This is a genomic window from Terriglobus sp. TAA 43, assembly GCF_000800015.1.
Classification (GTDB): Bacteria; Acidobacteriota; Terriglobia; order Terriglobales; family Acidobacteriaceae; genus Terriglobus.
In genome coordinates this window covers 1,076,035-1,101,474 of the sequence record NZ_JUGR01000001.1, presented here as the reverse complement: position 1 = coordinate 1,101,474, position 25,440 = coordinate 1,076,035, and the positions used below count along the sequence as shown (strand labels likewise).

29 protein-coding genes are annotated in these 25,440 nt (G+C 57.2%); 17 read left to right on the top strand and 12 right to left on the bottom strand.

Annotated features, from left to right (window positions below; all coding sequences use genetic code 11):
• The first annotated feature begins 76 nt into the window (after window positions 1-76).
• The 3 genes from M504_RS04660 to mqnE are packed head-to-tail and all read left to right on the top strand — an operon-like array spanning window position 77 to window position 2,410.
• Window positions 77-451 carry a VOC family protein gene (locus M504_RS04660; RefSeq protein WP_047488541.1) on the top strand — a complete coding sequence of 125 codons (375 nt, stop codon included), beginning with the start codon at window positions 77-79 and terminating at the stop codon, window positions 449-451.
• A gap of 21 nt (window positions 452-472) precedes the next feature.
• A complete protein-coding gene (locus M504_RS04655) occupies window positions 473-1,201 on the top strand; it encodes a YafY family protein (protein WP_047488538.1) in 729 nt (242 codons plus the stop codon).
• 60 nt (window positions 1,202-1,261) lie between these two features.
• Window positions 1,262-2,410 carry an aminofutalosine synthase MqnE gene (mqnE, locus tag M504_RS04650; protein WP_047488535.1) on the top strand — a complete coding sequence of 383 codons (1,149 nt, stop codon included), beginning with the start codon at window positions 1,262-1,264 and terminating at the stop codon, window positions 2,408-2,410.
• Between the two features lie 14 nt (window positions 2,411-2,424).
• On the opposite strand, the gene ada is transcribed toward mqnE, so the two are convergent.
• Both ada and M504_RS04640 read right to left on the bottom strand, forming a co-directional pair.
• Window positions 2,425-3,528: a bifunctional DNA-binding transcriptional regulator/O6-methylguanine-DNA methyltransferase Ada gene (gene ada / locus M504_RS04645; protein WP_052200404.1), complete on the bottom strand. Its 1,104-nt coding sequence runs from the start codon at window positions 3,526-3,528 to the stop codon at window positions 2,425-2,427.
• A gap of 14 nt (window positions 3,529-3,542) precedes the next feature.
• Entirely contained in the window at window positions 3,543-4,196 is a 654-nt protein-coding gene (locus M504_RS04640; protein WP_047488531.1) for a flavin reductase family protein, read from the bottom strand.
• 99 nt (window positions 4,197-4,295) lie between these two features.
• Between M504_RS04640 and M504_RS04635 the strand changes: the two genes are divergently transcribed.
• The 8 genes from M504_RS04635 to M504_RS04600 all read left to right on the top strand — a co-directional run bounded on the left by M504_RS04635 (window position 4,296) and on the right by M504_RS04600 (window position 12,457).
• Window positions 4,296-5,450 (top strand): cystathionine beta-lyase, encoded by a 1,155-nt coding sequence (locus tag M504_RS04635; RefSeq protein ID WP_047488529.1) that lies wholly within the window; start codon window positions 4,296-4,298, stop codon window positions 5,448-5,450.
• 4 nt (window positions 5,451-5,454) lie between these two features.
• The gene (locus M504_RS04630) at window positions 5,455-6,759 is read left to right on the top strand and encodes an MFS transporter (protein WP_232296155.1); all 1,305 of its coding nucleotides are present in this window, start codon (window positions 5,455-5,457) and stop codon (window positions 6,757-6,759) included.
• Window positions 6,756-7,307, top strand: a complete 552-nt coding sequence (locus M504_RS04625; protein ID WP_047488527.1) for a DNA-3-methyladenine glycosylase I — start codon at window positions 6,756-6,758, stop codon at window positions 7,305-7,307. Before M504_RS04630 ends, M504_RS04625 begins: the two co-directional genes overlap by 4 nt.
• A gap of 20 nt (window positions 7,308-7,327) precedes the next feature.
• Entirely contained in the window at window positions 7,328-8,491 is a 1,164-nt protein-coding gene (locus M504_RS04620; protein ID WP_047488525.1) for a threonine synthase, read from the top strand.
• An 87-nt stretch (window positions 8,492-8,578) separates the two neighbouring features.
• Entirely contained in the window at window positions 8,579-10,072 is a 1,494-nt protein-coding gene (gene mqo, locus M504_RS04615; protein WP_047488523.1) for a malate dehydrogenase (quinone), read from the top strand.
• A gap of 92 nt (window positions 10,073-10,164) precedes the next feature.
• Window positions 10,165-10,545: a VOC family protein gene (locus M504_RS04610; RefSeq protein ID WP_047488520.1), complete on the top strand. Its 381-nt coding sequence runs from the start codon at window positions 10,165-10,167 to the stop codon at window positions 10,543-10,545.
• An 88-nt stretch (window positions 10,546-10,633) separates the two neighbouring features.
• Window positions 10,634-11,365 (top strand): SDR family oxidoreductase, encoded by a 732-nt coding sequence (locus M504_RS04605; RefSeq protein ID WP_047488517.1) that lies wholly within the window; start codon window positions 10,634-10,636, stop codon window positions 11,363-11,365.
• A gap of 204 nt (window positions 11,366-11,569) precedes the next feature.
• Window positions 11,570-12,457, top strand: a complete 888-nt coding sequence (locus tag M504_RS04600; protein WP_047493469.1) for an alpha/beta fold hydrolase — start codon at window positions 11,570-11,572, stop codon at window positions 12,455-12,457.
• 82 nt (window positions 12,458-12,539) lie between these two features.
• Here M504_RS04600 and M504_RS04595 read toward each other — a convergent pair whose 3' ends face one another.
• Window positions 12,540-13,112, bottom strand: a complete 573-nt coding sequence (locus M504_RS04595; RefSeq protein ID WP_047488514.1) for a TetR/AcrR family transcriptional regulator — start codon at window positions 13,110-13,112, stop codon at window positions 12,540-12,542.
• Between the two features lie 121 nt (window positions 13,113-13,233).
• Between M504_RS04595 and M504_RS04590 the strand changes: the two genes are divergently transcribed.
• The gene (locus M504_RS04590; protein ID WP_047488511.1) at window positions 13,234-13,821 is read left to right on the top strand and encodes a carboxymuconolactone decarboxylase family protein; all 588 of its coding nucleotides are present in this window, start codon (window positions 13,234-13,236) and stop codon (window positions 13,819-13,821) included.
• Between the two features lie 55 nt (window positions 13,822-13,876).
• Here the strand turns inward: M504_RS04590 and M504_RS04585 are convergent, their stop codons facing one another.
• The 3 genes from M504_RS04585 to M504_RS04575 are packed head-to-tail and all read right to left on the bottom strand — an operon-like array spanning window position 13,877 to window position 16,374.
• Entirely contained in the window at window positions 13,877-14,398 is a 522-nt protein-coding gene (locus M504_RS04585; protein ID WP_047488509.1) for a peptidylprolyl isomerase, read from the bottom strand.
• Between the two features lie 37 nt (window positions 14,399-14,435).
• The gene (locus tag M504_RS04580) at window positions 14,436-15,194 is read right to left on the bottom strand and encodes a peptidylprolyl isomerase (RefSeq protein ID WP_047488506.1); all 759 of its coding nucleotides are present in this window, start codon (window positions 15,192-15,194) and stop codon (window positions 14,436-14,438) included.
• A gap of 34 nt (window positions 15,195-15,228) precedes the next feature.
• On the bottom strand, window positions 15,229-16,374 hold the full coding sequence (locus tag M504_RS04575; protein WP_232296154.1) for a dipeptidase: 1,146 nt from the start codon (window positions 16,372-16,374) through the stop codon (window positions 15,229-15,231).
• Between the two features lie 105 nt (window positions 16,375-16,479).
• On the opposite strand from M504_RS04575, the gene M504_RS04570 reads away from it, so the two are divergent.
• Window positions 16,480-16,695, top strand: a complete 216-nt coding sequence (locus M504_RS04570) for a hypothetical protein (RefSeq protein WP_047488501.1) — start codon at window positions 16,480-16,482, stop codon at window positions 16,693-16,695.
• 59 nt (window positions 16,696-16,754) lie between these two features.
• On the opposite strand, the gene M504_RS04565 is transcribed toward M504_RS04570, so the two are convergent.
• Genes M504_RS04565 through M504_RS04555 form a run of 3 tightly spaced genes read right to left on the bottom strand, consistent with a single transcriptional unit; the run spans window position 16,755 to window position 19,188 of the window.
• The gene (locus M504_RS04565; protein WP_047488498.1) at window positions 16,755-17,633 is read right to left on the bottom strand and encodes a c-type cytochrome domain-containing protein; all 879 of its coding nucleotides are present in this window, start codon (window positions 17,631-17,633) and stop codon (window positions 16,755-16,757) included.
• Window positions 17,634-17,668: 35 nt separating this feature from the next.
• Window positions 17,669-18,853 carry a TIM barrel protein gene (locus tag M504_RS04560; RefSeq protein WP_047488495.1) on the bottom strand — a complete coding sequence of 395 codons (1,185 nt, stop codon included), beginning with the start codon at window positions 18,851-18,853 and terminating at the stop codon, window positions 17,669-17,671.
• Window positions 18,850-19,188: an L-rhamnose mutarotase gene (locus M504_RS04555; RefSeq protein ID WP_047488493.1), complete on the bottom strand. Its 339-nt coding sequence runs from the start codon at window positions 19,186-19,188 to the stop codon at window positions 18,850-18,852. Before M504_RS04555 ends, M504_RS04560 begins: the two co-directional genes overlap by 4 nt.
• Before the next feature lie 233 nt (window positions 19,189-19,421).
• Here M504_RS04555 and M504_RS04550 point away from each other — a divergent pair, with 233 nt between their 5' ends.
• The 3 genes from M504_RS04550 (at window position 19,422) to M504_RS04540 (ending at window position 21,810) form a co-directional block, all read left to right on the top strand.
• Window positions 19,422-20,717: a Glu/Leu/Phe/Val dehydrogenase gene (locus tag M504_RS04550; RefSeq protein WP_047488490.1), complete on the top strand. Its 1,296-nt coding sequence runs from the start codon at window positions 19,422-19,424 to the stop codon at window positions 20,715-20,717.
• Window positions 20,718-20,876: 159 nt separating this feature from the next.
• Entirely contained in the window at window positions 20,877-21,563 is a 687-nt protein-coding gene (gene pgsA / locus M504_RS04545) for a CDP-diacylglycerol--glycerol-3-phosphate 3-phosphatidyltransferase (RefSeq protein ID WP_047488487.1), read from the top strand.
• A 28-nt stretch (window positions 21,564-21,591) separates the two neighbouring features.
• A complete protein-coding gene (locus M504_RS04540; RefSeq protein WP_047488484.1) occupies window positions 21,592-21,810 on the top strand; it encodes a hypothetical protein in 219 nt (72 codons plus the stop codon).
• A gap of 64 nt (window positions 21,811-21,874) precedes the next feature.
• Here the strand turns inward: M504_RS04540 and M504_RS04535 are convergent, their stop codons facing one another.
• On the bottom strand, window positions 21,875-22,615 hold the full coding sequence (locus tag M504_RS04535; protein ID WP_047488480.1) for a GvpL/GvpF family gas vesicle protein: 741 nt from the start codon (window positions 22,613-22,615) through the stop codon (window positions 21,875-21,877).
• A gap of 212 nt (window positions 22,616-22,827) precedes the next feature.
• Complete coding sequence (locus M504_RS04530) at window positions 22,828-23,538, bottom strand: trimeric intracellular cation channel family protein (protein WP_047488476.1); 711 nt, start codon at window positions 23,536-23,538, stop codon at window positions 22,828-22,830.
• Window positions 23,539-23,542: 4 nt separating this feature from the next.
• Between M504_RS04530 and M504_RS04525 the strand changes: the two genes are divergently transcribed.
• Complete coding sequence (locus tag M504_RS04525) at window positions 23,543-24,718, top strand: DUF481 domain-containing protein (RefSeq protein ID WP_084214089.1); 1,176 nt, start codon at window positions 23,543-23,545, stop codon at window positions 24,716-24,718.
• A gap of 52 nt (window positions 24,719-24,770) precedes the next feature.
• Here the strand turns inward: M504_RS04525 and M504_RS04520 are convergent, their stop codons facing one another.
• The gene (locus tag M504_RS04520) at window positions 24,771-25,373 is read right to left on the bottom strand and encodes a cytochrome c (RefSeq protein ID WP_052200397.1); all 603 of its coding nucleotides are present in this window, start codon (window positions 25,371-25,373) and stop codon (window positions 24,771-24,773) included.
• Between the last annotated feature and the right edge of the window lie 67 nt (window positions 25,374-25,440).

Sequence of the window (25,440 nt, the reverse complement as noted above, 5' to 3'; positions counted from 1 at the left end):
TGGTGGCAGGAGCATTTTCTTACCTTGGGACTCGTGGTCAGCGAACACACGGTTCTGACCCAAGGAGAAGAATGTCATGAGCAAGTTTGCAAACAATGCAATTACCTGGTTCGAAATTCCTACGGCCGATCTGGACCGCGCCAAGAAGTTTTATGAAACCGTGCTCAATGTTCAATTGATTCCGTATGGCGAATCCAGCATGGTGTTCCCGCGCGGCGAAGAGGGTGTTAGCGGATGCCTGGTGTATCGCGAAGTCAGCAAGCCAACTGCTGATGGTACAACTGTGTTTCTGAATGCGGACGGGAAGCTCGACGTCAGTGTGAAGCGTGCAGAAGGATTGGGGGCGAAGATCACAGTTCCTCGCACCGAAATTCCGGGTGGCTTTGGCTTCTTTGCGTGCCTGATCGATTCAGAAGGGAATCACGTTGGTCTGCACAGCACTCATTTCTAACGCGATGAAAGGCAGCGTGCGATGAGGCGAGCCGACCGTCTTTTTCGCATCGTGCAACTGCTGCGTGCCGGTCGCCTGAAGACTGCTCATGCTCTTGCAGAGCGGCTTCAGGTATCGGAGCGCACGATCTATCGCGATGTTCGTGACCTCCAGCTTGCAGGCCAGCCGATTGAAGGCGAAGCGGGCGTCGGATATACGTTGCGGCGTGAGTTTGATCTGCCACCCCTTATGTTTACTGCAGATGAGTTGACGGCGCTGGTGGTGGGCGCTCGCCTGGTGCAGGCGTGGGGCGGGGAAGAGTCGTTCGTTGCCGCAAAGAATGCACTGGCGCGCATCGAGGCAGTGTTGCCGCCAGAACTGAGCGAGCATCTCGATTCCATCGCACTGTATGCGTCGCCGTTTGCGATGAGCAAAGAGCATCGCCGCTTACTGGATTTGTTGCATCGAGCATGCCGAGGAAAGACCGTCGTTGAGTTCTGGTACACGCGGCTGGGCGAAGAGCTTTCGCAGGCAGAGCACCGTTCGGTACGCCCTCTTGCGCTCGCATTCTGGAGTGGTTTCTGGACACTGGCTGCATGGTGCGAACTGCGCAATGATTTTCGTACCTTTCGCATGGACCGCATTCATGGCGAAATCGTCACGGAACGCGTATTCGCTCAGAAACGCGGTCAGCGGTTGGAGGATTTCCTCCGTATGGTCCGAGCGAGGTATCCGGAACAGAAAGGCAAGTCCGCCCGACATATTTTGTGACGAAATGTGCCGGATATGACTTCCTGGTACGACACCGGGCCCGAGGAATACACTAGAGTTATGACCGAATCGCCCACTGGCCGCCCCCGCCACGAGTTTCAGACCGATGATGCTACGCTGCGTCCCATTGCCGAAAAGGTGCTGGCGCAGGAGCGGTTGACTGCGGACGACGGGCTGGCTCTGTATCGGTCGCCCGACATTCTGGCCGTGGGCTGGCTTGCGAACCTGGTGCGCGAGCGCATGCATGGCGATCTGACGTACTTCAATGTGAATCGCCATATCAATCCGACGAACGTCTGCGTGGCCACATGCCGCCTATGCGCCTTTGCGCGCAAGAAGGGCGAGGCCGGCACATACACCATGGCTCTGGAAGAGGCATGGGAGAGCGCAGGCAAGGGCTACAGCGAAGCGATCACCGAATTTCATATCGTAGGTGGTCTGCATCCGGACCTACCGTTTGAATACTTCCTTGACCTGGTGAAGGGACTGAAGGAACGCTTCCCGAAGGTTCACATCAAGGCGTTCACCATGGTGGAAGTCGCGTTTCTGGCGAAGCGTGCAAAACTGTCCATTCCAGACACGCTGGTAAAGATGAAGGAAGCGGGCGTGGATTCGTGTCCTGGTGGCGGCGCGGAGATTTTTGCGGACCGCGTGCGTCACATCATCTGCGATCACAAGATTGATGGCAGCGAGTGGTTGGAGACGGCCGAGATGGTGCACAACGCCGGTCTGCGCTCGAATGCCACAATGCTGTACGGCCACGTAGAAAACGAAGAAGACCGCGTGGATCACATCCTGAAGCTGCGTGCAGTACAGGATCGTACAGGCGGATTCCAGACATTTATCCCGCTGGCATTTCACCCGGAAAATACAGTGCTAGGACACCTGCCGAAGACCACCGGCTTTGACGATATGCGTCAGATTGCCGTGGGTCGTTTGCTGCTGGATAACTTCGCGCACATCAAGAGCTACTGGCAGATGGTAACGCCGAAGATGGCTCAGATTTCGCTGCGCTTTGGCGCGGACGATATCGACGGCACCGTTGTGGAAGAGCGTATCTATCACGAGGCTGGCGCGACCACGCCTCAGGGTATGCGCCGTGCGGACCTTGAGCGACTCATCCGCGAAGCAGGCCGCGAGCCCGTGGAACGCGACACGCTGTATAACCGGGTGACGCGCACCGAAGATACGTTCGTTATCAGCGTGTAAGCGCTTCAGCTTTGTTAGTGACTGAGCTGCTCACGTCTGAGCAGCTCTTTTTTGCGTTCTACACCCCAACGATATCCCGAGAGTGCGCCATCGCTCTTCACGACACGGTGGCAGGGGATTGCGACGGCGAGTGCGTTTGAGGCGCATGCCTGCGCGACGGCGCGAACTGAGCGTGGATTGCCGATGCGTTGTGCAATCTCCGCATAGCTCGCTGTTTCACCTGCTGGGATGGCCTGCAGCGCTTGCCAGACACGTTGCTGGAAGGCTGTGCCACAGATGTCCAGAGGTAGATCGATGCGATTGCTGCGCGGTTGTTCGGTGAGTGCGACGATCTTCTCCAGTGTTTCGGAAAAGACAGCATCACCCGGCACTAGCGATGCTTGAGGGAAGCGTTGTTTCAGATCGTCGATCAACGTTTCTGCGTCGTCGCCCATAAGGATCGCGCAGATACCGCGCGGGCTGCGTGCCACCAGAATCATTCCCAGTGTGGATGGACCGACGGCGTAAGTGATGTCCGTGTCCTGGCCGCCTTTACGGAACTGCGTGGGTGTCATTCCCAGTGTGTTTGCGGCTGCCTGATAGAAGCGGCTTGAAGAGCTGAAACCTGTTTCGTAGATGGATTCGGTCACGGTGGCACTCCCTTTCAGGTGTTTCAGCATTTGCTTTGAGCGGCAGGCGTTGGCGTATTGCCGCGGTGTGAGTCCAGTGGCTGCACGGAACTGGCGGTGCAAATGGAACTGGCTGAGGCCTGCCTGCCGCGCCAGTGCTTCGAGTTGCGGTATCGAATCTCCTGCTGCGATGGCACTCTCGATTGCACGGCATATGCTCGCGATGGCTTCCGTGGATGGATTGGCATTCTGGTCTGGCTTACAACGTTGGCATGGGCGGAACCCGGCGCGTATGGCATCCTGCGCGTTTGCGTGGAAACGCACGTTTTCAGGTCGCGGCGTGCGGGAAGAGCACCCCGGACGGCAGAAGACTCCCGTGCTGCGGACGGAATAGAAAAATGTGCCGTCGGCCTGACGATCGCGACGGACAATCGCATCCCAGCGGGTGTCGCTCAGGACGGCTTGCACTTCCGGCGGGGCTGCTTTCGTATTGGCTACTTTCCGATTCATGTGCGCCTTCCTTTCTATCGTTTCATGTGTGGGACTGGCCGGTACGCTTCTTCTGGAATGCTGGCCAGCGTGGAGTTTGAAAGTTCGCCCGAGAGGCCGTAAAACCGGCAGAAACTCATCATGAGCGGTCGCCAGCGATCCGGATCTATGTGGTTGTCTCGGCCGGGAACCAGCAGCGACGGGGCGGCGTGCATTCGGACGATGCGGACCTCGAATGCCAGCGCGCCGGGAGCTTTGTCTGGACGATGGCCGAAGTCGTGAACCTGCTCCAGAACGGCTTCCATCTGAAGAGGGCACTCTGCTACTCGAACAGCCATGACGCTTTCGGAAGACTGTTCTGTGAGGCCGCTGATGCCGAATTTGTCCTTGTGGTGCCGATAGCCCATGGACTGTTTATGTGGCGGAACTGGATCGGAGCCGGTCAGCTTGGCCAGCCGGTCCACATGGTGCACCATCGCGTCGGACGGTAGGTTCAGAACGCATTCCCTCTCACGTAGAAGGTTCTGGGCGGTGTGTCCTTTGGCGCCAAGGCCCAGCATGCAGTTCCACCCCAGCCACCACGCGGAGGACATGGGCGCAAGGTTACTTGAACCGTCTGCATTGCGCGTGCTGACGAGGACTACGGGCGTTCCAATGTAAAGAATCGATGGTTCCACGGCGATGTGCATGTTGTGATCATGCTCGGCAGGACATCATCGCCACACTCCGTTTCTTGCTGTGTAATTCGCTTTTCTGCGCGGTGGCCACGTATTCGATAGGCTTGATGTATGGATTGGCGTACCCGTTTGCTGCACGCGAAGCCCGAGCTTCCTGAGAACTTTGAATCACTTGCCTCCGCGACGCATCGCGGATCGACCGTTGTCTTTCCTTCGATGGAAGGCATACGCGATGGTTGGCGGCAGAGCGAGATTGGTTATTCCTACGGCATTTATGGCACGCCCACTGCGATGGAACTGGCTGGGCGCATTGCTGCAATGGAAGGTGCGCGGCATACATTTCTGGTTCCCAGCGGGCAGTCGGCGATTGCGCTGGTCGACCTGGCCTTCACGAAGACAGGCGATCATGTACTGATTCCGGTGCAGGCTTACGGGCCAAATGTGGAAGCAGCGAAGAATCTTCTTAGCCGCTATGGTGTGGAGGCGGAGCTTTATGACGCCACGATTGGTGGCGGCATTGCATCGTTGATCCGCGACAACACGACGTTGATCTGGTGCGAGAGTCCCGGCTCCATCACGATGGAGGTGCAGGATGTGCCCGCGATTGTTGCCGCAGCACATGCACGTGGCGTTGTGGTGGCGATTGATAACACCTATGCCGCGGGTGTTTTGTTTGACGCGTTTGCGCATGGCGTGGATGTGAGTGTGCAGGCGCTTACGAAGTATGTAGGCGGTCATAGCGACCTGTTGCTTGGTTCGGTTTCAGTGACAACGGAAGATGGCTATGAGCGTGTCGGAACCACGCGACGGATGCTGGGGCTGAGTGTTTCGCCCGATGAATGCTCGTTGGCGCTGCGTGGTCTGCAGACGCTCGCAGTACGGCTGGAGAAGATGGAGCGCTCCACGCTGGAGATTGCAAAGTGGCTTTCGGAGCGCAGTGAGGTTGATGTAGTGCTGCATCCTGCGCTGCCTTCGTGCCCAGGACATGAAATCTGGAAGCGTGACTTTACGGGATCGGCAAGCGTGTTTTCCATGCTGTTTTCGCCGCGCTATTCGCCAGAGCAGGTGAATGCGTTTGTCGATCGTTTGAGCCTCTTCAAGATTGGTTGGAGCTGGGGAGGTGTGACTAGCCTTGTCATGGCCTATCCCACTCTGACGCGCATCGACGCGAATCATCATGGAAGGATTGTGCGTCTGAACATCGGACTGGAAGAGCCCGTGGATCTGATTGCAGATCTGGAGCGCTCGCTTTCCTTGCTGGGATGATTCGTTGACAGAACAAGCATTACCGCAACCGCCGACGAGCCGATTTGCGCACACCATGCGTGCGCTGCGGCATCGCAACTACAGGCTTTACCTGTCCGGGCAGTGCGTGTCGTTGATGGGCACGTGGATGACCCGGCTGGCGCTGTCGTGGCTCACGTACCGGTTGACGCATTCGGCATTCCTGCTGGGCATGGTCGGCTTTGCCGGGCAGATTCTTACGTTTGTTTTGGCGCCGTTCGCGGGGGTGTGGGTAGACCGCATGGATCGCCGCGAGCTGCTGGTGATAACGCAGGTTGCGGCCGCTGTACAGTCGCTTGCGCTTGCGGCTTTGACGCTGACGAAGGTCATCACCATTCAGGAGATCCTTGCGCTGGCTGCGTTTCAGGGATTAATCGATGCATTCGATATGCCGGCGCGGCAATCGTTTGTGACCAAGATGGTGCCGGACAAGGAAGACCTGAGCAATGCGATTGCGTTGAATTCGTCCATGGTGAATGTGGCGCGGTTGGTGGGGCCTTCCGTAGCTGCGATTGTGATTGCGCATCTGGGCGAAGGTTGGTGCTTCAGCATTGATGGTGTTTCGTATCTTGCGGTGATTGCTTCGTTGTTGCTGATGCGAATCAAGCCGGATGTGCCGGGAGATCATCATCGTCCGGCTATGGCGGAGCAGATGCGTGAAGGATGGGGCTATGTGAGTCGCTTCATCCCTGTACGAAACATCCTGCTGTTGTTTGCTATTACAAGTTTGATGGGCATGTCGCAGATGGCATTGTTGCCGTTGTTTGCAGTGCAGGTGTTGCATGGTGGCCCGCGCATGCTGGGACTGTTAGCCACGGCGAATGCTGTTGGTGCTTTGGTGGCTGCAGTTTTGTTGGCATCGCGGAAGAACGCGGTTGGATTGCTACGTTACGTGCAATGTGGTGGAGCACTGTTTGGCGCGGCACTCATCGTGTTTGGCATTTCGCACTGGGTTGCTTTGTCACTGCTGGCCATGATGGCGATGGGCTTTGGCATTATGACCGGGATGGGCGGTAGCAATACGATCATCCAGACGCTTTCGCCCGAAAATAAGCGTGGCCGTGTAATGAGTTTCTATACGATGGCCTTCATCGGCATGACGCCTTTTGGAAGCCTGCTTGCAGGCGCACTTGCGCATCGAATAGGTGCCCCGCATACGCTGTTGTTCAGCGGTGTATGCGTGCTGCTGGCGGGCGCGTGGTTCTGGTCACAGACAGCTGCCATGCGGCTGGGTATGCGCGCAAGATATGAGGAGCTGGGCATTCTACAACCGAAGAAAGAGGCGGCATGACGAAGCAGCGCTGCAAGTGGAGTGAACGCGATCCGTTGGAGACGGTGTACCACGATGAAGAGTGGGGTGTCCCGGTACACGATGGCCGAATGCTCTGGGAATGTCTGATGCTGGAAGGCTTTCAGGCAGGGTTGTCGTGGACCATTATCCTGCGCAAGCGCGAGAACTTTCGCGAAGCCTTCCTCGACTTCGATCCCAAGAAGGTGGCAAAGTTCGGCGAGCGGGAGATTGAGATTCTGCTCGCGAATCCAGGCATTGTGCGTTCACGCGCAAAGATTGAAGCAACCATCAAAGGTGCGCAGATTTACCTGGATATGCAGAAAAAGGGCGAGGATTTTGCCGATTTCTGTTGGAGTTTTACCAAGGGGAAAGTACTGCGCGGTGATGGAACGGTCGTCGCTGAGACTGAACTCTCACGCACGATCTCTAAGGAGCTGAAACGGCGCGGGTTCAAGTTCGTTGGACCGTCGATTACGTATGCGTGGATGCAGGCCGTGGGCATTGTGAATGATCACGTGGCGCATTGCTTCCGCCGCAAACAGGTGTGAATCCACTATCCTGAAGTGGTATGCCAAAGATTGCTTTTCTGGAATGCTCGCGATGTCAGCATCGCGAAAGTGCGGATATGCCGCGGACGGTTTGCCCTGTGTGTGCCGGTACGTACTATGTGCGTTATGACCTTTCCGAGTTGAAGGGAACCGCCGTTCGCGACAGCCTGCCACAGACTGACAGCATGTGGCGTTATGCGCCGGTACTGCCGGATGCTTTGCCTGTGACGCTGGCCGAGGGATGGACGCCAATGATGGCGTCGCGGCGCAATCCGAATGTGCTGTTGAAAGAAGAAGGCGCGAACCCCACGGGTACTTTCAAGGCGCGTGGCATGAGCCTCTGCATGACCATGATGAAGCACTATGGCGTGCCGAAGGTGGCCGTGCCCAGCGCGGGAAATGCAGGCGGCGCGTGTGCCGCGTATGCGGCTGCTGCAGGCATTGAGGCGCATGTGTTCATGCCGCAGGATGTGCCTCTGGCAAATCAGGTGGAGTGCATTGCTTACGGCGCGAACATGACGCTGGTGGATGGTCTGATCAGCGATTGCGCAAAGATTGTTGCTGCCCGCAAAGAAGAAGAGGGATGGTTCGACGTTTCCACGCTAAAGGAGCCGTTTCGCGTGGAAGGGAAGAAGACCATGGGCTACGAGCTTGTCGAACAGCTGGGTTGGGAGTACCCCGATGCGGTGTTCTACCCCACTGGCGGCGGCGTTGGCCTGATTGGCATGTGGAAGGCATTCCTTGAGATGGAAGAGCTGGGCTGGGTGTCTGGCAAACGTCCAAAGATGATCGCGTGCCAGGCTGCGGGATGTGAGCCGGTAACGAAGGCGTATCGCGAAGGTAAGGACGTCAGCGAGATGTTCCAGAATGCGCATACGCTGGCCAGCGGTCTGCGCGTGCCAAAGCCGTATGGGGACTACATCATTCTGGATGTGGTGCGTGAGAGCGGCGGCACAGTGATTTCGCAGACGGATAACGAAATCTATGCGTCGATTCAAGATTGGGGCCGGAACGAAGGCATTCTGCTCTCGCCGGAAGGCGCTGCGGCTACCGCAGCATACGACCGACTGATCGAGAACGGCTTCCTGAAGAAGACCGACCGCGTGGTGATCTTCAACACCGGTACCGGCAATAAGTACACGGATGTGCTGAGCGTCATGCAGCGGGCTAATCCCGCGGAATAATGCTTTCGAGAGCGGCTGTGCGATCACCGAACGATCTGTCCGGTGATCGCATTGCCGCTCGTGTTTTCACGCTGATAGGCTTTTTTCATGTCTGAGACTGCACTACTGCCCGCTGAGACTGATGTATTGCTGGTGGGCGCCGGAATTATGTCTGCCACGCTGGGCACCCTGCTCAAGACGCTGGTTCCTTCTTTGCAATTGACCGTGTTGGAATCGCAGGACCACGCTGCCGTGGAGAGTTCTGACGCGTGGAATAACGCGGGCACAGGCCATGCGGCATTGTGCGAGCTGAACTACACGCCCGAGCGCGAAGATGGTTCGATTGCGATTGATCGCGCGATCAAGATCAATGAGCAGTTTCAGCATTCGCGGCAGTTCTGGGCTGCGCTGGTAGAGCGTGGCCTAATCTCAGATCCGAAGCAGTTCATTAATCCCGTGCCACACATGAGCTTTGTCTCCGGCGCGGAATCGGTTGAGTTTCTGCGTAAGCGCTACAACGCGATGCAGCAATGTTCACTGTTTCAAGGCATGCAGTTCTCGGACGATCCTGCGGTGCTGAAGCAGTGGATTCCCCTGATGATGGAACAGCGGTCGCCGGGTGAGCCTGTGGCAGCGACACGTGCGGAATTTGGTACCGATCTCAACTTCGGTGCATTGACACGCATGTTGTTTAGCTCGCTGGAGAAGCAGGGAAGCCAGGTCGTTATGCGGCATCGTGTGACGGAACTGACACAGTTGCCGGATACGCGCTGGTATGTCGAGGTGGAAGACCTTGCTACCGGAAAGCACAGCCGCATCACATCGCGCTTTGTTTTTCTCGGCGCAGGTGGCGGAGCGCTGCCTCTGTTACAGAAGTCAGGAATTCCTGAAGGGCGCGGCTATGGCGGGTTCCCGGTTAGCGGACAGTGGCTTCGTTGTACGAATCGGGATGTGATCGAGCGTCATGCGGCGAAGGTGTACGGCAAGCCGGCGCTGGGCGCGCCTCCAATGAGCGTGCCTCACCTGGATACGCGCGTGATTGACGGCAAGAAGGAACTCTTGTTCGGACCCTTCGCTGGATTCACTACAAAGTTTCTGAAGTTTGGTTCGTTCCTCGATTTGCCGCTGTCGGTTGGTACAGGCAATCTGGTTTCCATGCTGGGCGCGGGCGCGCACAACCTGGATCTGACGAAGTATCTGATTGGCCAGGTGATGCAGTCGCAGGAAGATCGCGTGAATGCGTTGCGTGAATTTGTTCCTACTGCGCGTGGTGAAGACTGGGTACTTGAGATCGCAGGGCAGCGCGTGCAGATCATCAAGCCGGATGCCAAGGCTGGTGGGCGGCTGGAGTTTGGCACTGAGGTGATTCGCAGCGCGGATGGATCGCTTGCGGCGCTTCTGGGTGCTTCCCCGGGCGCATCCACAGCGGTTTCCATCATGCTGGAGCTGATTACGCGTGGTACGTCTGTTGTGTCGCAGGAAGCTCGCACGCCCGCGGCGTTGCAATCACTGATTCCGAGCTATGGGCGTTCCATGGCGAAAGAGCCGGAGTTGCTCGCGCAGGTTACGGAGCAGACAGGGCGGCTACTGCAGCTTCGATAGCAAGCTGCACGTAGGCCTCGCCCATCGAGGTCAAGCCGTCCAATATTTGCGGTTACGCGCGATGCCGTGGTGGGAGTAGCCTTAGACGCATTATGAGCGCTCGTTTCTCAGCCATGTTGCACATCCCCGGAGATGTCCGGGACGCCATTGCTTTTTATGGGAAAGCATTCGACGCTGAAACTGGTTGGGCCACGCCTCCTGCCGATGACATGGTGGCGCAGCTCCTGGTACACGGCATTGAGTTCTGGGTGCATCCCGCAGATGAAGCGATCGGCAATCCATCGCCTGCATTGCTCGGTGGGACAGCGGTACGGTTGATGCTTATCGTTGACGATCCAGATGCGGTGTTCCAACAGGCTGTGGCTGCCGGAGCGGTAGTCCGTTCGCCCATGCAGGATCATGACTACGGATGGCGTGATGGCTCAATCATTGATCCGTTCGGCCATCGGTGGGAGATCGGTAAGCCACTTTAGGTCCTGCGTCGCCGGCATTCGAACAAAGACGAATCCCGGCTTCTTCCATCGCGTCTAACTCCTGCTCATGAAGCACAAGGAGACTGGCATGGCGAAGGTTGTTCTGATCACAGGCGCTAACAAAGGTATTGGGTTTGAAGTGGCCCGGCAGCTGGGCCGCGCTGGGTTCACTGTTCTGCTGGGCGCTCGTGATGCAAAGCGTGGCGAAGAAGCTGTTGCGAAGCTTCGCAGTGAAGGCTCCGATGTTCGTTATGTGGTGGCAGACCTGGATCGTGCGGCAGAGACTGGCAAAGCATTGGCCACTCAGATCGCGAAGGAATTCGGCCATCTGGACGTGCTGGTCAACAACGCGGGTATCTTCGATCTGACGGGTGGTGACAGCCCTGCAAGCATGGTCACCAGCGAAGCACTGAAGCGCACCTTTCAGATTAATTTCTTCGGCACTGTGGAGTTCACACAGCCGCTGTTGCCGCTACTGCGCGGCGCGGAAAGCGCACGCATCATCAATGTGTCCAGCGGCCTGGGTTCACTTGGACTTAACAGCGATGCGACTTCGCCGTTCTATCCCGTAAAGCCGCTTGGCTACAACGCATCAAAAGCAGCGCTGAATATGTTCACTGTTGACCTTGCCTGGGAGCTACGCGATACGAAGATCAAGGTGAACTCTATTTGTCCCGGCTACACCGCTACGGACCTGAACGGTAACAGTGGCACGCAGACCATCGAAGAAGGCGCAGAGGCAATTGTGCGATTTGCTCAACAGCCTGACGACAGCCCCACGGGCGGTTTCTTTCACAAGGACGGTTCATATCCCTGGTAGTTGGTAAGGCGTATTGTATGAGCGGCTGCAACGAACTTAGTCGCGTTCGCAGTCCCTCAACGATAGGCAGCAAAAGTAGGTGGCCCCTTGAACTTTGATCGCCGCAGCTTCGTGGCATCTGCTGTTTTCGGTGTTGATGCGTTTCGTCGCGAGATTTCTTTGTTCAATTTCAATCAGCAAGCCAACGTTCCGAAGGAAAACTCTATGACTGACCTTCCAAATATTCCGCTCACCTCTCACCATCGCGTTGAAGTCGATGGCGTGAATGTGTTTTATCGCGAAGCAGGCCCCTCCAACGCTCCGGTCGTTCTCCTGCTCCATGGATTTCCCACGTCATCGTTTCAATATCGGGAACTGATCCCGCGCCTTGCTGACCGCTACCATGTGATCGCTCCAGACCTGCCGGGTTTCGGCTTTACTGAGGTTCCTGCGAGTCGCGGTTATAAGTACACCTTCGAGGCGCTGGCAAAGACGATCTTCGCGTTCACTGAGGCGCTGAAGCTTTCCCACTACGCGATGTACGTCTTTGACTACGGAGCGCCCACTGGCTTCCGACTGGCGTTGATGGCTCCTGAGCGAGTGACGGCCATCGTTTCTCAGAATGGCAATGCATACGAAGAAGGCCTCGGCGATGCGTGGCAGCCCCTTCAGCGCTACTGGCGCGAACCCACAATGGAGAATCGGAACGCAATCCGCGCCGGTCTGAACTTCGAAGGAATGCGCCACGAATATTCCGTTGGAATACCGGACCCAAGCCTGATCAAGCCGGAAAGTTACACGTTGGATGCTGCGTTGCTGGCGCGTCCGGGGAACGTAGATATTCAACTCGATCTCTTCCTCGATTACGCCAACAACGTGAAACTGTACCCCAAGTTTCAGGAGTACTTTCGCACTGCGAAACCTCCGCTGCTCGCGGTGTGGGGAAAGTTCGACCCATACTTTATCCCTGCTGGAGCAGAAGCGTTCAAAAAAGATATTCCGAACGCTAAGGTGACGCTCCTTCCAACAGGACACTTTGCTCTTGAGACTCATTTGCAGGAGATCTCAGAGTCGATGCGTGAGTTTCTGGCGGAACACGTCGGTCAGAAATAGAACGACACGTCGGCTTGTGAGAAGTGATGAATCGCGATTCGCAAAAGAAATGGCCCGCCGAAGTGGGCCATTTCTTTTGTCTTTATGAATCGCTTGTCAGGATGATCGTGGGAAGGCGAGTCAGCATGCGCTGGAAGACCTTGTCGTCTCCGGTTGCACGAGCGAGTACGAGCGCCCCGTGCAGTTCGACTAGTGCATGCTCCGCTCGGGCTTTTGCCAGCTTCTTTGGGGCTCCTGCTTCTTCTGCGACGTGCGTCAATGCATCAATCAATCGCTTGAACGTGGCAGCGATGGCCTTGGCGCGAGCGCTCTCTTCGCCACGCGGCGGGCAAAGAAGATTCAGCAGGCAGGATTCGTTGCCGCTCAGGTAGAACTCGTCGATTACCCGGACAAACGAATTCATCTTTTTCTCCGGCCGCGTTACGTCACTAAGCACCGGGAATACGTGTGTGTCGAGAATTTGATTTGTGAAGGCCAATACTTCTTCCGCCATCTGCTCCTTGCCCAGGGGGAAGCGGTGGTAGAGGCTCGCCTTCTTTAGGCCGGTGGCATTGGCCAGAACCGCCAGTGACGCAGCTTCATAGCCCACGTCTTTGAATATGCGCGCCAATCGCTGCATCAACTCCGCGTCTTCTATTTTTCGAACCTGGGGCATTGCCGCTCTCCCGTTTCTACGATAACCGAACATTCGGTAAAGTTCCAATTGACAGGACTCTTATGTGGAGATATCTATGAATGAAACCGAACGATCGGTATAAATCAAGGAGACGTCACCCATGGCTCGCATTCATGTACTCACCCCGGAAACCGCCACCGAAGCCCAGAAGGAGATCTTCGACGCCACACGCGCGAAGTTCGGAAAGCATCCCCTGCTGATGTCGGCAATGACCAATTCCACTGCCATGATGAGCAGCTATCTGACGCTGTTTCAGAACCTGACCGAGGGGCGATTCAGCAAACAGTTGGCACGAAAGATTGGCTTGGCAATTGGCGAAGAGAATGGCTGCGAATACTGCATCTCGCTTCTGGCTGCGGTGGCAAAGCAGCAGAAGCTAACCGATGAGGACATTGAACTGGCGCGGCATGGTAAGTCCAGTGATGCAAAGGAACAGGCGTTGCTCGACTTTGTTCTGCTTGTGGTCCGTTACAAGGGTGACCTTACCGATGCAGAGGTGGACGCGGTGAAAGCTGCTGGCTGGAGTGATGAAGATATTGCGGAGGTCTTTGGTCACCTGATTCTGAACTTTCTTACCAACTACTTCTGGAAGGTCGCGCGAACAGATATTGATTTCCCAGTGCTGCGTTTGTTCGATCAGAGCAAGATTGCTCGAGGAAGCAACGGTGAGCCTGCTCCGACTGTGTAGCAATCAGAAAAACGGCCCGCAGATGCGGGCCGTTTCCTTGCTGTGTTGTGTGAGCTTAGACGCGCTCGATAACTACCGACTCGAGTACGACGGGCTTCTTGGGGCGGTCCATGCCGTCGCGTGCGACCTTGCTGACCTTCTCCACGATGTCATAGCCTTCCACAACTTCACCGAAGATGGTGTGGCGGCCGGTGAGCCAGGTGGTTGGCGCAACGGTGATGAAGAACTGCGAGCCGTTGGTGTTGGGGCCTGCGTTGGCCATGGCTAGCTTGCCGGTCTCCTGGAAGCCGTGCGGCGAACCCTTGGTCTCGTCTGCGAAGCGGTAACCGGGGCCGCCCATGCCGGTGCCTTCCGGATCGCCGCCCTGGATCATGAACTCAGGGATCACGCGGTGGAAGATGGTGCCGTCATAGAGCTTGTCGCCCTTCTTGCTGCGGCTCTCCCACTTCTTGGTGCCCTCAGCCAGGCCGATGAAGTTGGCGACGGTCTCCGGCGCATCCTTCTCAAAGAGGCGCGTGACGATGGTGCCTTCGCTGGTGTTGAAGACGGCGTAGGTACCGGGTGTGCGATCTGCCATGGGTATTTCCTTTCTGTTGCTGTACGACGTTGGATGCCTACTGCGCTGCAGGAGTGGCGGGCTGGGTCGCCATTGGATCCGGCGGAATGGTGCCACCCTCCGGGACAATTGTGACGTGCTTGATGGTCACGGGCGTTACAGGTTTATCCTGCGAGTTCTTTTCCACGCGGGCAATGGACTGGACGATCACAACGGAATGCGCATCGCACTGACCAAAGATGGTGTGTTTGCCGTTCAGTTCAGGAACGGGGGCTTCTGTAACGAAGAATTGCGTGCTGCCTGTGTTGGGGCCTGCATTGGCCATGGCAAGGCGGCCTTCCCGATCAAAACGAAGTCCGGGGGAACGCTCTTCGCCGATGTAGAAGCCAGCGTCGCCAGCGCCCGTACCAGCGCGGTCGCCGCCCTGGATCATGAAGTTGGCAATCACGCGATGAAAGGTTGTGCCGTCGTAGAAGGGCACGCCATGCATCTTCTGGCCGGTTGTCGGATCAGTGAAGTCCTTGGTGCCTGTAGCCAGACCGATGAAGTTTTCTACGGTCTTCGGCGACTCGTTCTGGAAGAACTGGCAGGTGAGGCGGCCCATCGTGGTGTCAATGATGGCGGTGGGACCGTTGGGAGCAGGCGGAACGCCGAGGCCTTCAGCGGCGCCGGGTGAATCCGGCAGGTCGTCCGCAGGCTTTGCCGGGGGATTCTGTTGCTGGGCAGGCGGTGCAGTGGACCCTGCCTGTGCCAGTGCCGCTACCGGGGCAGCGGCGAGAATCGCGAAGAGAGATAGGGGAGCAAGTCGGAACATCATGCCGCTTCCAGAATACGCCGCGCGGCGGAAGCGGTCACGCGGCGGCGAAGTCCTCGGCCTGTTTCAGGACACGCAAAAGGTTTTCGCCGAGCATGTCGCGAAGGTCATCGGCGGACCATCCGCGTTCCAGAAGTGCCGCAGTAAGCTTCGGCAGATCGGCGGCTGTCTCCATGCCCTCCACCGAGAGCGCGATGCCGTCGAAGTCAGATCCAATGCCGACGTGTTTCGGACCGACGACGCTCAACAGATGGTCAAAGTGTTCGACAAGAACCGAGAAGGGAACTGGAGGAATGCGGCGAGCGAAGTCGCGTTCGATCGCGACTTCATCGAAGAAGAGGAACGGCTTGCCCTGTACGCGGAACTCTTCGCGGGTTTTGTCGATCGCTGAGCTTCTTTCCGGCTTCAATGCGTTCCAAGCTTCCCGCCACGCATCGCTAAGGAAGCCCGCGAAGAAGTTCACCATGACGATGCCACCTTTTGCTGCAAGTTGCCGGGCCATGTCGTCGGTAAGGTTGCGGGCGGCGCGGCAGATGTGACGTGATGATGAATGCGAGGCGATGACCGGGGCCCACGATGTTTCCAGAACGTCGTGGAATGCGGCATCGCTGACGTGGGAGATGTCTACGAGCATGCCGAGGCGATTCATCTCACGCACTACGTCACGTCCAAAGCTGGTCAAGCCACCGTCGCCGCCAAAGCCGCTGGAGCCGCACCAGTCGTTGGCGTTGGCCCAGGTCAGGGTCATATAACGTGCTCCGCCGGCATGGAATTCACGCAGGTTGTCGAGGCTGTTCTCGATAGCGTGGCCGCCTTCGATGCCGATCAACGCTGCGTATTGGCCGTTTCGTTTGGCTTTGAGGACTTCGCTTGCGGTGGTGCAGACGGTGATGGCCTCCGGTTGCTTTGCGACCTGTTGGTGGATGCCTGCGATAAGTGTGCGGGTGCGTTCCGCGAACTTGCCTGCCCAAGCGTCTGGCTCTGGCCATGCGATGAGAAAGCCTCCGTGCAGATGCCCAGCGGAGGCTGTTTCCGAGGAGAGTTGGCCCACCCCAAGTGGCGAGCCAGCCCAGTTCCAGTCCTCGTCCACAAAGCGTTGCGGTGTATCGGCATGGCCATCCAGCACAATGCTGCTGTCATGGAGCGCTTTCGCTTCTGTCAGGAAGTTTCTCATCTGTTTCATGTTAGCTCGATCGCATGGCTTTATCTGATTTGAAGATTTGCCGTGGAATGGCGTGGCAAACCTAAGGGGTGAAGTTCGCGTCTATGTTGGGCGAGGTGACGGATTATGAGCAGTGTGACTGGAAATGGAGTTGCAGGTGAAGGCGACGGAGTGGCAAAGGAAAAGGTGAACACGCCAGATACACCTGCGCGTCCGGGTGTGAATTCGCTGGAACGTGCCGAGAGCGGACATCAGTCCGGCATCGACCGGGCTGCGGAAGATTCTGCACGCCGCGGCATGAATCGCCAGGCACATCAGGATGGCGAGATCTTTACCAAGTAAGCTTCCCTTGGCACGAAGGCAGTGGCTCCGCGATCCCCCGTCGCGGAGCCCTTCGTGTTTCACGGCTGCGTGGTCGGTGTAGCGGATGGCGAAGCTCCTGCGGTGATCCACGCGCGGAGGGTTTCGATCTCCGCCGGGGTAAGCGGTTCGCCCTTCTTCGGCATCAGCTTTGGATCGTTTGGCGGCAGAGTGATGCGATGCAGCAGGATGCTGCGTTCGGGATGGCCTGCAGCCACTATGTCGCCGCTGGTGCCGCCGTCCAATAGGTGTCCGTAGCTATCGAGTCGCAGATTGCCTTTGCGTTCCTGGGAGCCATGGCATTTCACGCAATTTGCGTTCAGGATGGGCTGGACCTGTTTCGCGTAGACACCTTCGGGATCAACAGAGGGATAGCTGCGTGATGGAGCCAGGTGTGGCAAGAACTCCGTAAGCCAGTCATCGCCGTAGACGATTTTGCCGCCGGTGTGGGCGGTCCAGAGGGTGAGCAAAGCGAGAGGGATGGTCAGTAATGCTCGCTGAGGAAGGAACGTGCGCAACTGGGTGATGGCGATGGCGGCGATGGCGAGAACGATGCCAGTCCACAGGTGAGTCCGTACCTCGTCGACAGAGAAGGCTCCGGCGTGGGCCAGAATGATGCCGAGTAGCGCAGACAAGAATGCTGTGATGGTGGCGATGTTGAGAGTGATTGCCGCCGCCTGTTGAAGCGCCGGGCGCTTCTTTGCGGCAAGGTCAAAAACAGGCACCAGAAAGAGCAAACCGATGGGCAGATGAATCAGGCCGACGTGAAAGCGGCCAAGGAACTGGCCGGGATGCGTCTGTCCGTCTGGCGGCAGGATGGACGGCAGCGAGAGCAGCAAGAGGATAGCCGCTGTGCTGGCGATCCATACCTTGGGGTGAGGCCTATTGGTGGTGTAAAGCTGTTCTTCCTGCGTTGGCATCCTGCTTTGAGCTTAGACCATGAATCCCTGGCGTCTCAGGCGTAAGACCCGCCGCTGCTGGCGTTCTTTGCGGCACGCTCGCGGCCGATGGTCTCCACATAGCCACTTTCCTTCAATGCTGCAAGCGGATCGGCTGGCAGGCCCTTGGAGGTGCGCCACGCCTGTACCAGCGGGCGAACGTCAGTGAAGAAGGCGTTGCGGAACAGTTCTTCTGCTTCCACCAACGCACAGGCGTCCTGCAGTTCTGAGAGCTTTGCCTGGTCTACCAGTGCGGCACGGGCGTAGAGCTCCTGGGCGGTGGCGACGGTCTGCACCATGGCTTCCATCTTGCCCTTCAGGTTGTGGCTCTGATCGATCATGTAAGCAATGTCATGGCTACCACCGCTGGCAACGTGTGCGTGGATTTCGTGGAAGATGCGGAAGACCTGATACGGGTCGATGGAGCCGAGAGTGAGGTCATCATCCGCGAACTTGCGATCGTTGAAATGGAAGCCGCCAAGTACGCCGAGATGGAGCAGCCAAGCCACGATCTGTTCAATGTTGGTGCCCAGCGCATGATGGCCGGTATCGACGAGCACGACGGCTTGTGGACCTGCCTGCTTGGCCATCGTGTACGCCATGCCCCAGTCAGCAAGGTCGGTGAAGTAGAAGGCAGGCTCGAAGGGCTTGTATTCGACGAGCAGACGCTGGTCCGGTGCGAGTTCTGCATGTGTTGTGGCGAGTGCTTCTGTCAGCCAACCAATGCGGCGTTGAACACTCTGTGTGCCGGGATAGTTTGCGCCATCGGAGAGCCACAACGAGATGTCGCGCGAACCGAGTGCTTTGGCAATCTGCACGCTCTCGATCATGTGATCGGTAGCCTGTTTACGGATTGCGGGATCCGGGTTGCAGAGCGAGCCGAACTTGTACGACTGATCCTGAAACAGGTTCGGATTGATGGAGCCGGACCGGATGCCGTGCTGCTGTTCAAGCTGGCGAATCTCGCTGACAGAACCTTCGCCTTTCGGCAGATCCCACAGAACATGCAGTGCCACGGTAGGTGCCACGCCGGTGAGCTTGTTCACCATGCCTGCATCGGCAAACTTTTCCGCGATGGTGGTAGCGGCGCCGGGCTGGATGAACTTGCCGAAGCGTGTGCCGGTGTTCGCGAATCCCCAGGAGGGAAGCTCAATGCGGAAGTGGTCGAGTGCGGCAAAGACTCTCTGCTGTGCGTCGTTCATTCGGTTCCTTCGGGGTGGCCGGGCATGTAAAAGACTTCGGGCATCATGGCGTAACGTTCGCCTGGTGCAAGATCGGGTACGGATTCAAAGATGTCGGACATCATCGCTTGCCAACGCGCATTGGCTTCGCTGTTTGCCATGCGCGCAAGGAAAGCATCGAAGTTGTCCACGTGCAGATAGAGGAAGAGTTGCTGGCCGCGGCGGAAGATGGAGTATTCGCGCACACCTGCGTCTGCAAGGTCCTTCAGTAACTCGGGCCACACGGCCACATGGCGGCGATCATATTCGTCTTCGCAGCCTTCGCGGATGCGGAGTTGATAGGCGTACCGTGGCACGGGCGAAATTCCTCCGCATGAAGATTAAACGCTGTTAGCCGATACGATACACAGCACTTGGCATGCCTTGCTCATTGTTTGGCGGGATGCTTATACTTCGCCGGTTTGGCCGCCGTATGCCCGTGTGTCGCGGATTGTTCATGCACCTGTGGCAGGTTTTGAGGCGTCCAACTGAAGTGGTCTTCTGCGGCCCTGCGTGACCGGAGACGATGAAGGAAAGAAGGCGTAGAAGTATGGCAGTATCCGTTGATCTGGAACAGGCTGCAGCAGAAGCAGCTTTAGAAAAAGAGATGAACCCGTGGGAGGCTCAGGCCGCCCGCTTTGAATTTGCGGCAAAGAAACTGGATCTGGACGCAGGGATCTGGAAGGTTCTGAGCCAGCCCAATCGCGAGATCATTGTGCACTTCCCGGTGATGATGGACGATGGCCGCATTGAAGTCTTCACTGGCTATCGTGTGCAGCATTCGATGGCGCGAGGGCCTGCAAAGGGCGGTATTCGGTACGCGCCGGATGTGTCGTTGGACGAAGTGCGCGCGCTGGCGAGCTGGATGACATGGAAGTGCGCCGTGGTGAATATTCCCTTCGGTGGTGCCAAGGGTGGCGTCATCTGCGATCCGAAAAAGATGAGCCAGGGCGAACTGGAACGGTTAACACGTCGTTACACCGCAGAGATGATCGATGTCTTTGGCCCGGAGAAGGACGTTCCTGCACCGGATGTAAACACAAACGAGCAGACGATGGCATGGATCATGGATACCTACTCCATGCACATGCGGCAGACCGTGACGAGCGTGGTGACGGGTAAGCCGATCAACATTGGCGGTTCGCGCGGACGTTCCGCTGCAACAGGACGCGGTGTCTCCGTGGCTTGCGATCAGGCTCTGCAGTACCTGAATAAGAAGCCTGCAGATTGCCGCGTGGTGGTGCAGGGATTCGGCAACGTGGGATCGAATGCCGCGTTGCTGCTGCGCGAAAAAGGCTACAAGGTGATCGGCATCGCAGAGTGGGATGGCGGTTTGTACAACGCTGACGGTATCAACATTCCTGCATTGGTAGAACATCGCAAGAAGAACGGTTCCATTCGCAATTTCAGCGGTGCGTCTGAGGCGAATAGCGAAGAGTTGTTAACTACGGCGTGCGAAATTCTGATTCCCGCAGCGCACGAGAATGTGATCACCAGCCGCAATGCCGGAGCTGTGAAAGCGCGGATTCTTGTAGAAGGTGCGAACGGTCCCACGACGCCTGCTGCGGACGACATTCTGGAGAAGAATGGCGTATTTGTGGTGCCGGACATCCTTGCGAATGCGGGTGGTGTGACGGCCAGCTATTTTGAGTGGGTGCAGGATCGCATGGGCTACTTCTGGACCGAGGACGAGGTGAATGATCGGCTGGATCGCTTGATGACTCAGAGCTTCCATGACGTAATTCGTTACGCCGAGGCCCACAGCGTGAATAACCGGATTGCGGCATACATGCTGGCGATTGACCGCGTGGCATATACGACGAAGCAGCGTGGAATCTACGCCTAAGAAACAGAACGTAATGGGCGCGATGGCCCTTGCTATGCCGCATTGAGTCATCGTGGACATGGCGCACATTGCGTTCTGCCTTTCTTTTCCTTCCTGTGCAAGAATCATGGTGACGTCGCTATTGGGCATGATGCCTCATTGTGACCAGGTACATCCCGTTTGAATCTGCCCAATTCCATTACGATGAGCCGGATCGCTTGCCTTCCGCTGCTTATCTGGCTGCTCTCCGCAAGCTCTCCGATTACGGGGCATGCGCAGGAAGTGGCTGCGTCGCTGCTGTTTATCCTGGCGGCCATTACGGATGGATTAGACGGTTACCTCGCCCGGAAACGTGGACAGATCACCACCATTGGTATGTTGCTGGATCCGCTGGCGGACAAGATGTTGGTGACGGCTGGCTATGTCTGCCTAGTCAGCTTCAATCCGCACGTTGTGAAGCCCTGGATTGCGGTGCTGGTCATTGGTCGCGAGTTTCTGGTCAGCGGTCTTCGTTCGATTGCTGCGAATGAAGGATTCACCATCGACGCCAGCGAAGTTGGAAAGCTGAAGACGGTGCTGCAAATTGTATCCGTTGTTGCTGCAATCCTGGATCGTGGATGGAGCGCCTGGTGGGTTGGTCCGGGATGGCGGAATGACACAGGTTGGTTCTTTGTTCCGGTGCACATCATCGCAGTGACGGCTATCTACTGGATGACGTTTGTATCGATCCTGAGCGCGGTGGATTACTTCGTGGCCTTCTGGAGCAAGCTGGATCATGCGAGCCAGGTTTCGCGTAAAAAGCGGAGCCGCCTGATGAGCCGTAAGAAGCCCGTGGCGGCAGTAGGTCCCACTGCTGGTAACGCTTAGTCAGTTCAGATCAAAAGGGAGGTGCGGTATGGCTTTGAGGAAGAAAGAGTCGTGCGGCGCACTTGCTGTAGGCACCATGGCCGCTGGTTCTCTTGGAATTGGTGCTTTGGCAGTCGGTGCGGTCGCAATCGGTGCCGTTGCAATCGGAGCGCTGGCCATTCGTCGCGTACGGATTCTGGAAGCGCGTATCGACTCACTGCGTATCCGAGAGCTGACCGTAGATCGGCTTACTGTTCTCGAGAGATAAATATCGCAATAAGAAAGCCCGCTCAGTTTGAGCGGGCCTTCTTCTGCTAAGGGCCAACGTTTGTTTAGTTGGCGGAGTTGTGCGGCGGCTGATGCCGTTGCACGAAGTGATACGGAGGCCAAGGGCCGGAGAGCTGCATACGGCAGTCCTTCAGCATGTCCATGGCGGTTGAGTACTTGTTCTGGTAACGCTCTACATGCTTCTTGTCGACCAGATGGGCGATATCGAGGAGCATCTTGCCTTCGCCCGCACGCTTGCAGGTAACTTCCTCTGCGTCGGGCAGGAACATGCGCTGCATCTGTACCTGCAGAGCGCGAGCCTTGGACTGGCGTTCACGCTGTGCACTGGCGCTCTCGCGCAGGCTGGCAAGGTATTCCTTACCGACCGTGCCCTGAACGATCTTGTGAGACTCTCCGCAGATGTCGTCGACGAGCACCTTGAGGTGCATTTCCGCTTTGCCGCGCAGGCGTTCCACGTTGTGAATGAAGTGGCGATGGTTGGAGCGGACGGAGCGACGCAACGCGTCGTCGTCTTCAAAGTGAGTTCCGAAACGGAAGGGAAGAACCGTGGCGTGCTTGAAGCACTCCGCAATCACACGCGCATGATCGCGCTGAGCTTGCTGGTCCATGCGGGCATCGTCTTCGGGGCTGTGCTCCGAGACGACAACGGCGAGGTCACTGGCGGGGAAGGCGAAGGTTTGGTTTCCGAAGAGTCCCGAGATTCCATCGAGTGGCATCGGACGACGGTGGCGAAGAAGCTCCGGAAAGGAAGTCCTTTCCGCGATGCAATAGGCATACCACGACATCTTTGTTTCTCTCCCAATTCGCGCCGTTACATGGGTAACCCCATGGTTACGGTTTGACCTGTCCGGGTCTCGGGCGTCTGGGTGAAATGTGAATCTCCCGACGCGAAGCGAATAGTAAGCAAAAGAAGAAACAGTTGGCAAGCCCGTGTTTCTGGCTTTCTTTAGGACACTTTAGGGATTTGCAGGCTCCACTTGAAATCGAAACGTTTCGGTTACGAAAGTGTTCCGATAGCTTGGGTGCGCCACCCATACCGAATGGCAAGAAGTCGCAAGCCAAAGCCAATGGTGGTCCCGATGGACGCCGCGTGGTTTACCGGAACACCTATGTGCGTTAAGCCGAGGAATGCTGCGGCCGCAAACGTTGCGACAAGGGCGTAGAGTTCGCCTTCCTGGAAGGTCGCGGGTGTTCTGCCGCTAAATAGGTCCTTCAATGCGCCGCCACCGACCGCAGTCGTTACTCCAAGCATCAGGCAGGGCAGAAAACCCAGGTGGGCACTCATAGCCCGTGTACTGCCAGCAACTGTGAAAAGTCCCAGTGCAAGCGCATCCACGATGTTCATGAAGGCAAGCATGCGCGGTCCAACGGTATGGCCGAAGACGATGCCAACGGCAGCGCCAGCAAGAGCGTAAGCAAGATACGAAGGATGCACGAGCGCGAGCGGTGGACCGTCGCCGAGCATAATGTCACGCACCAGGCCGCCACCTACACCACTCAACAGGCCCAGTCCAAGCAATCCGATCACGTCATAACGCGACGCTTGATCGCGACGCAGGGCCAGCACGCCGCCCAATGCTCCCAGAGAAATCGCGGCAATTTCAAAGAAACGAAAGAACACGCTGGAGATCTGCTGCGGATGCAACGGTAGTGGAATCGTGGGACCCACCTGCAAGACCTGACAGGTTAACGAGTACAAGGAGTGCATAAAAATGGCCTCAGCTATGCTAACTACCATGACACGTTACATGCACTGGAGACTGAATGCGCGAGTAGCTTCCTTGCTTGTGCTCGGTGTGGCGATGGGGCTGAGGGCGCAGCAGGCGGCGCCGGAGAAGGATGTCCTCATCTTCACGAACGGCGATCAGCTTAGCGGCACGCTGGAACGAAGTGTCGGCGGCAATGTTGTTTTCAAGAGCGACATGGCAGGCGAAATTACCGTGCCGTTGTCGCAGGTGAAAGACCTGAAGACGCATGGGGCATTTGCTGTTTTGAAACATGGCGTGCCGGTTGCGCAATCGAAGAAGGTGATTCCAGCGCCGGTCGAGATCACTACGGACACGATCATGGTGCAGGAAACCGCACAGGTTCCCGCGCAGACGGTCCCAGCGAAAGATGTGGCCTTCGTCGTGGACGAGAAGACCTTCAACAGCACGCTGACGCACGATCTTTCTTTCTTCCAGGGATGGAATGGTGCTGTGAACCTGGGCGCCACTCTTAATCAGGCAACGGTTCACGGAGGGGCCGTTTCCGCTGGTATTTCGCTGATCCGGCAGATCCCCGTCGTTCCGTATTTCCGGCCACGCAACAGAACCACGGCGAACTTCGTTGAGAACTACGGCGTACTGACCACCCCGCCAGTCCTTAGCGGTACTGGCACGGATGTGGAAGCCAAGACCAGCATCATGCACGCCGATGCGGAACGCGATGAGTACATCTCGAAGAACGTTTATGTTCTGGGGACCACTGCCTTCGATCACAACTATGCGCAAAGCATCGCGCTGAATCAGCTCTATGGTGGTGGTTTCGGTTGGACCGTATTCAATAAGCCTTTGCACCAGCTTGATCTGAAGGCGGATGCGCACTATCAACGGCAAGGCCACTTTGATCCTACGTTGAACCTGAATCTGTTTGGTTCAACATTCAGCGAAGCGTATCGCAGATCTTTGCCTTACAAGGTGTCCCTAACGCAGACCGCGTCCTACGTCCCGGCGTGGAATGATCTCCATGCGTACGCGGCAAACGGCAGTGTGACGCTGGCAGCGCCGCTGTTTAAGCGGTTTGCCATCAACGTGACGGCGTTAGAGAGCTACATCAATAACCCGGACCCCGGTTACAACAAGAACAGCCTTACGTTCACAACCGGGCTGACGTATTCGTTGAAATAGACGATGTGCACGAATGTAAAAGCCCCGGCTGGGTGCCGGGGCTTTTCTTCGTTCATGGCTTGATCTCTGTGGGTTGCAGTGGAGGCAACCCCTCTGTGAGTAAGTTGCGTACGGGGTCTGGCAGTTCGCTGTTGGAAGCCTGCAGCAGAAGGCTGATTTGCCACAGTTGCGTATCGGTAAAGGTCTTGCCGAAAGCGGGCATGCCGGTGCGGCGGATGCCATACGCGGTCTTCCAATAGATCTCACCCGGCTTCTGGGAAGCAAGAACGGATTTGTCCTGTGGTGAGAAGAACTGCGGAGCTCGGGGCGACATGGCTCGTCCGGTCGCAGAGCTTTGCCCCGGCGCGCCGTGGCATGACGCGCACTGTTGCCGATAGAGCTTCGCGGCCGCTTCGAAGGTGTCTTCGCTGGCAGGGAAGGGTGGAGTCTTTGCTTCGGCCTTTGCGCGTGCATTGGCCGGAACGCTGGCCACCAGCGGCTCCCAGAGTGATGCGGCATCGCTGACGGCGACGGGTGGCTTGCCGAAACGCATCCACGCAGCGATGGTCAGCAGGGTGAGGGCGGCGCCAAGCAACATGCCCAGGATGAACTTGCCGATGCCGTTGCCACCACTGCGGCGGCTGGATCTGCCGGAATTTCTGCTCTGTTTTGCCATGGTTCGGTTCTTTCTCGCGCGTGTCCGGCAGGGAATGTTCTAATGGGTGTTGTGGTCCGTCCGGGTC

Coding starts and splice junctions, on each gene's coding strand:
- M504_RS04640 (WP_047488531.1), bottom strand. CDS start 4,196: ATGCACATCGCCGTGGAACCATCGATTCTTTACATTGGAACGCCCGTA.
- mqnE (WP_047488535.1), top strand. CDS start 1,262: ATGACCGAATCGCCCACTGGCCGCCCCCGCCACGAGTTTCAGACCGAT.
- M504_RS04610 (WP_047488520.1), top strand. CDS start 10,165: ATGAGCGCTCGTTTCTCAGCCATGTTGCACATCCCCGGAGATGTCCGG.
- M504_RS04535 (WP_047488480.1), bottom strand. CDS start 22,615: ATGTCGTGGTATGCCTATTGCATCGCGGAAAGGACTTCCTTTCCGGAG.
- M504_RS04560 (WP_047488495.1), bottom strand. CDS start 18,853: ATGAACGACGCACAGCAGAGAGTCTTTGCCGCACTCGACCACTTCCGC.
- M504_RS04520 (WP_052200397.1), bottom strand. CDS start 25,373: ATGGCAAAACAGAGCAGAAATTCCGGCAGATCCAGCCGCCGCAGTGGT.
- ada (WP_052200404.1), bottom strand. CDS start 3,528: ATGAATCGGAAAGTAGCCAATACGAAAGCAGCCCCGCCGGAAGTGCAA.
- M504_RS04620 (WP_047488525.1), top strand. CDS start 7,328: ATGCCAAAGATTGCTTTTCTGGAATGCTCGCGATGTCAGCATCGCGAA.
- M504_RS04550 (WP_047488490.1), top strand. CDS start 19,422: ATGGCAGTATCCGTTGATCTGGAACAGGCTGCAGCAGAAGCAGCTTTA.
- M504_RS04580 (WP_047488506.1), bottom strand. CDS start 15,194: ATGATGTTCCGACTTGCTCCCCTATCTCTCTTCGCGATTCTCGCCGCT.
- M504_RS04625 (WP_047488527.1), top strand. CDS start 6,756: ATGACGAAGCAGCGCTGCAAGTGGAGTGAACGCGATCCGTTGGAGACG.
- M504_RS04570 (WP_047488501.1), top strand. CDS start 16,480: ATGAGCAGTGTGACTGGAAATGGAGTTGCAGGTGAAGGCGACGGAGTG.
- M504_RS04575 (WP_232296154.1), bottom strand. CDS start 16,374: ATGAAACAGATGAGAAACTTCCTGACAGAAGCGAAAGCGCTCCATGAC.
- M504_RS04655 (WP_047488538.1), top strand. CDS start 473: ATGAGGCGAGCCGACCGTCTTTTTCGCATCGTGCAACTGCTGCGTGCC.
- M504_RS04595 (WP_047488514.1), bottom strand. CDS start 13,112: ATGCCCCAGGTTCGAAAAATAGAAGACGCGGAGTTGATGCAGCGATTG.
- M504_RS04540 (WP_047488484.1), top strand. CDS start 21,592: ATGGCTTTGAGGAAGAAAGAGTCGTGCGGCGCACTTGCTGTAGGCACC.
- M504_RS04590 (WP_047488511.1), top strand. CDS start 13,234: ATGGCTCGCATTCATGTACTCACCCCGGAAACCGCCACCGAAGCCCAG.
- M504_RS04585 (WP_047488509.1), bottom strand. CDS start 14,398: ATGGCAGATCGCACACCCGGTACCTACGCCGTCTTCAACACCAGCGAA.
- M504_RS04525 (WP_084214089.1), top strand. CDS start 23,543: ATGGCCTCAGCTATGCTAACTACCATGACACGTTACATGCACTGGAGA.
- M504_RS04635 (WP_047488529.1), top strand. CDS start 4,296: ATGGATTGGCGTACCCGTTTGCTGCACGCGAAGCCCGAGCTTCCTGAG.
- mqo (WP_047488523.1), top strand. CDS start 8,579: ATGTCTGAGACTGCACTACTGCCCGCTGAGACTGATGTATTGCTGGTG.
- M504_RS04600 (WP_047493469.1), top strand. CDS start 11,570: ATGACTGACCTTCCAAATATTCCGCTCACCTCTCACCATCGCGTTGAA.
- M504_RS04530 (WP_047488476.1), bottom strand. CDS start 23,538: ATGCACTCCTTGTACTCGTTAACCTGTCAGGTCTTGCAGGTGGGTCCC.
- M504_RS04605 (WP_047488517.1), top strand. CDS start 10,634: ATGGCGAAGGTTGTTCTGATCACAGGCGCTAACAAAGGTATTGGGTTT.
- M504_RS04565 (WP_047488498.1), bottom strand. CDS start 17,633: ATGCCAACGCAGGAAGAACAGCTTTACACCACCAATAGGCCTCACCCC.
- M504_RS04660 (WP_047488541.1), top strand. CDS start 77: ATGAGCAAGTTTGCAAACAATGCAATTACCTGGTTCGAAATTCCTACG.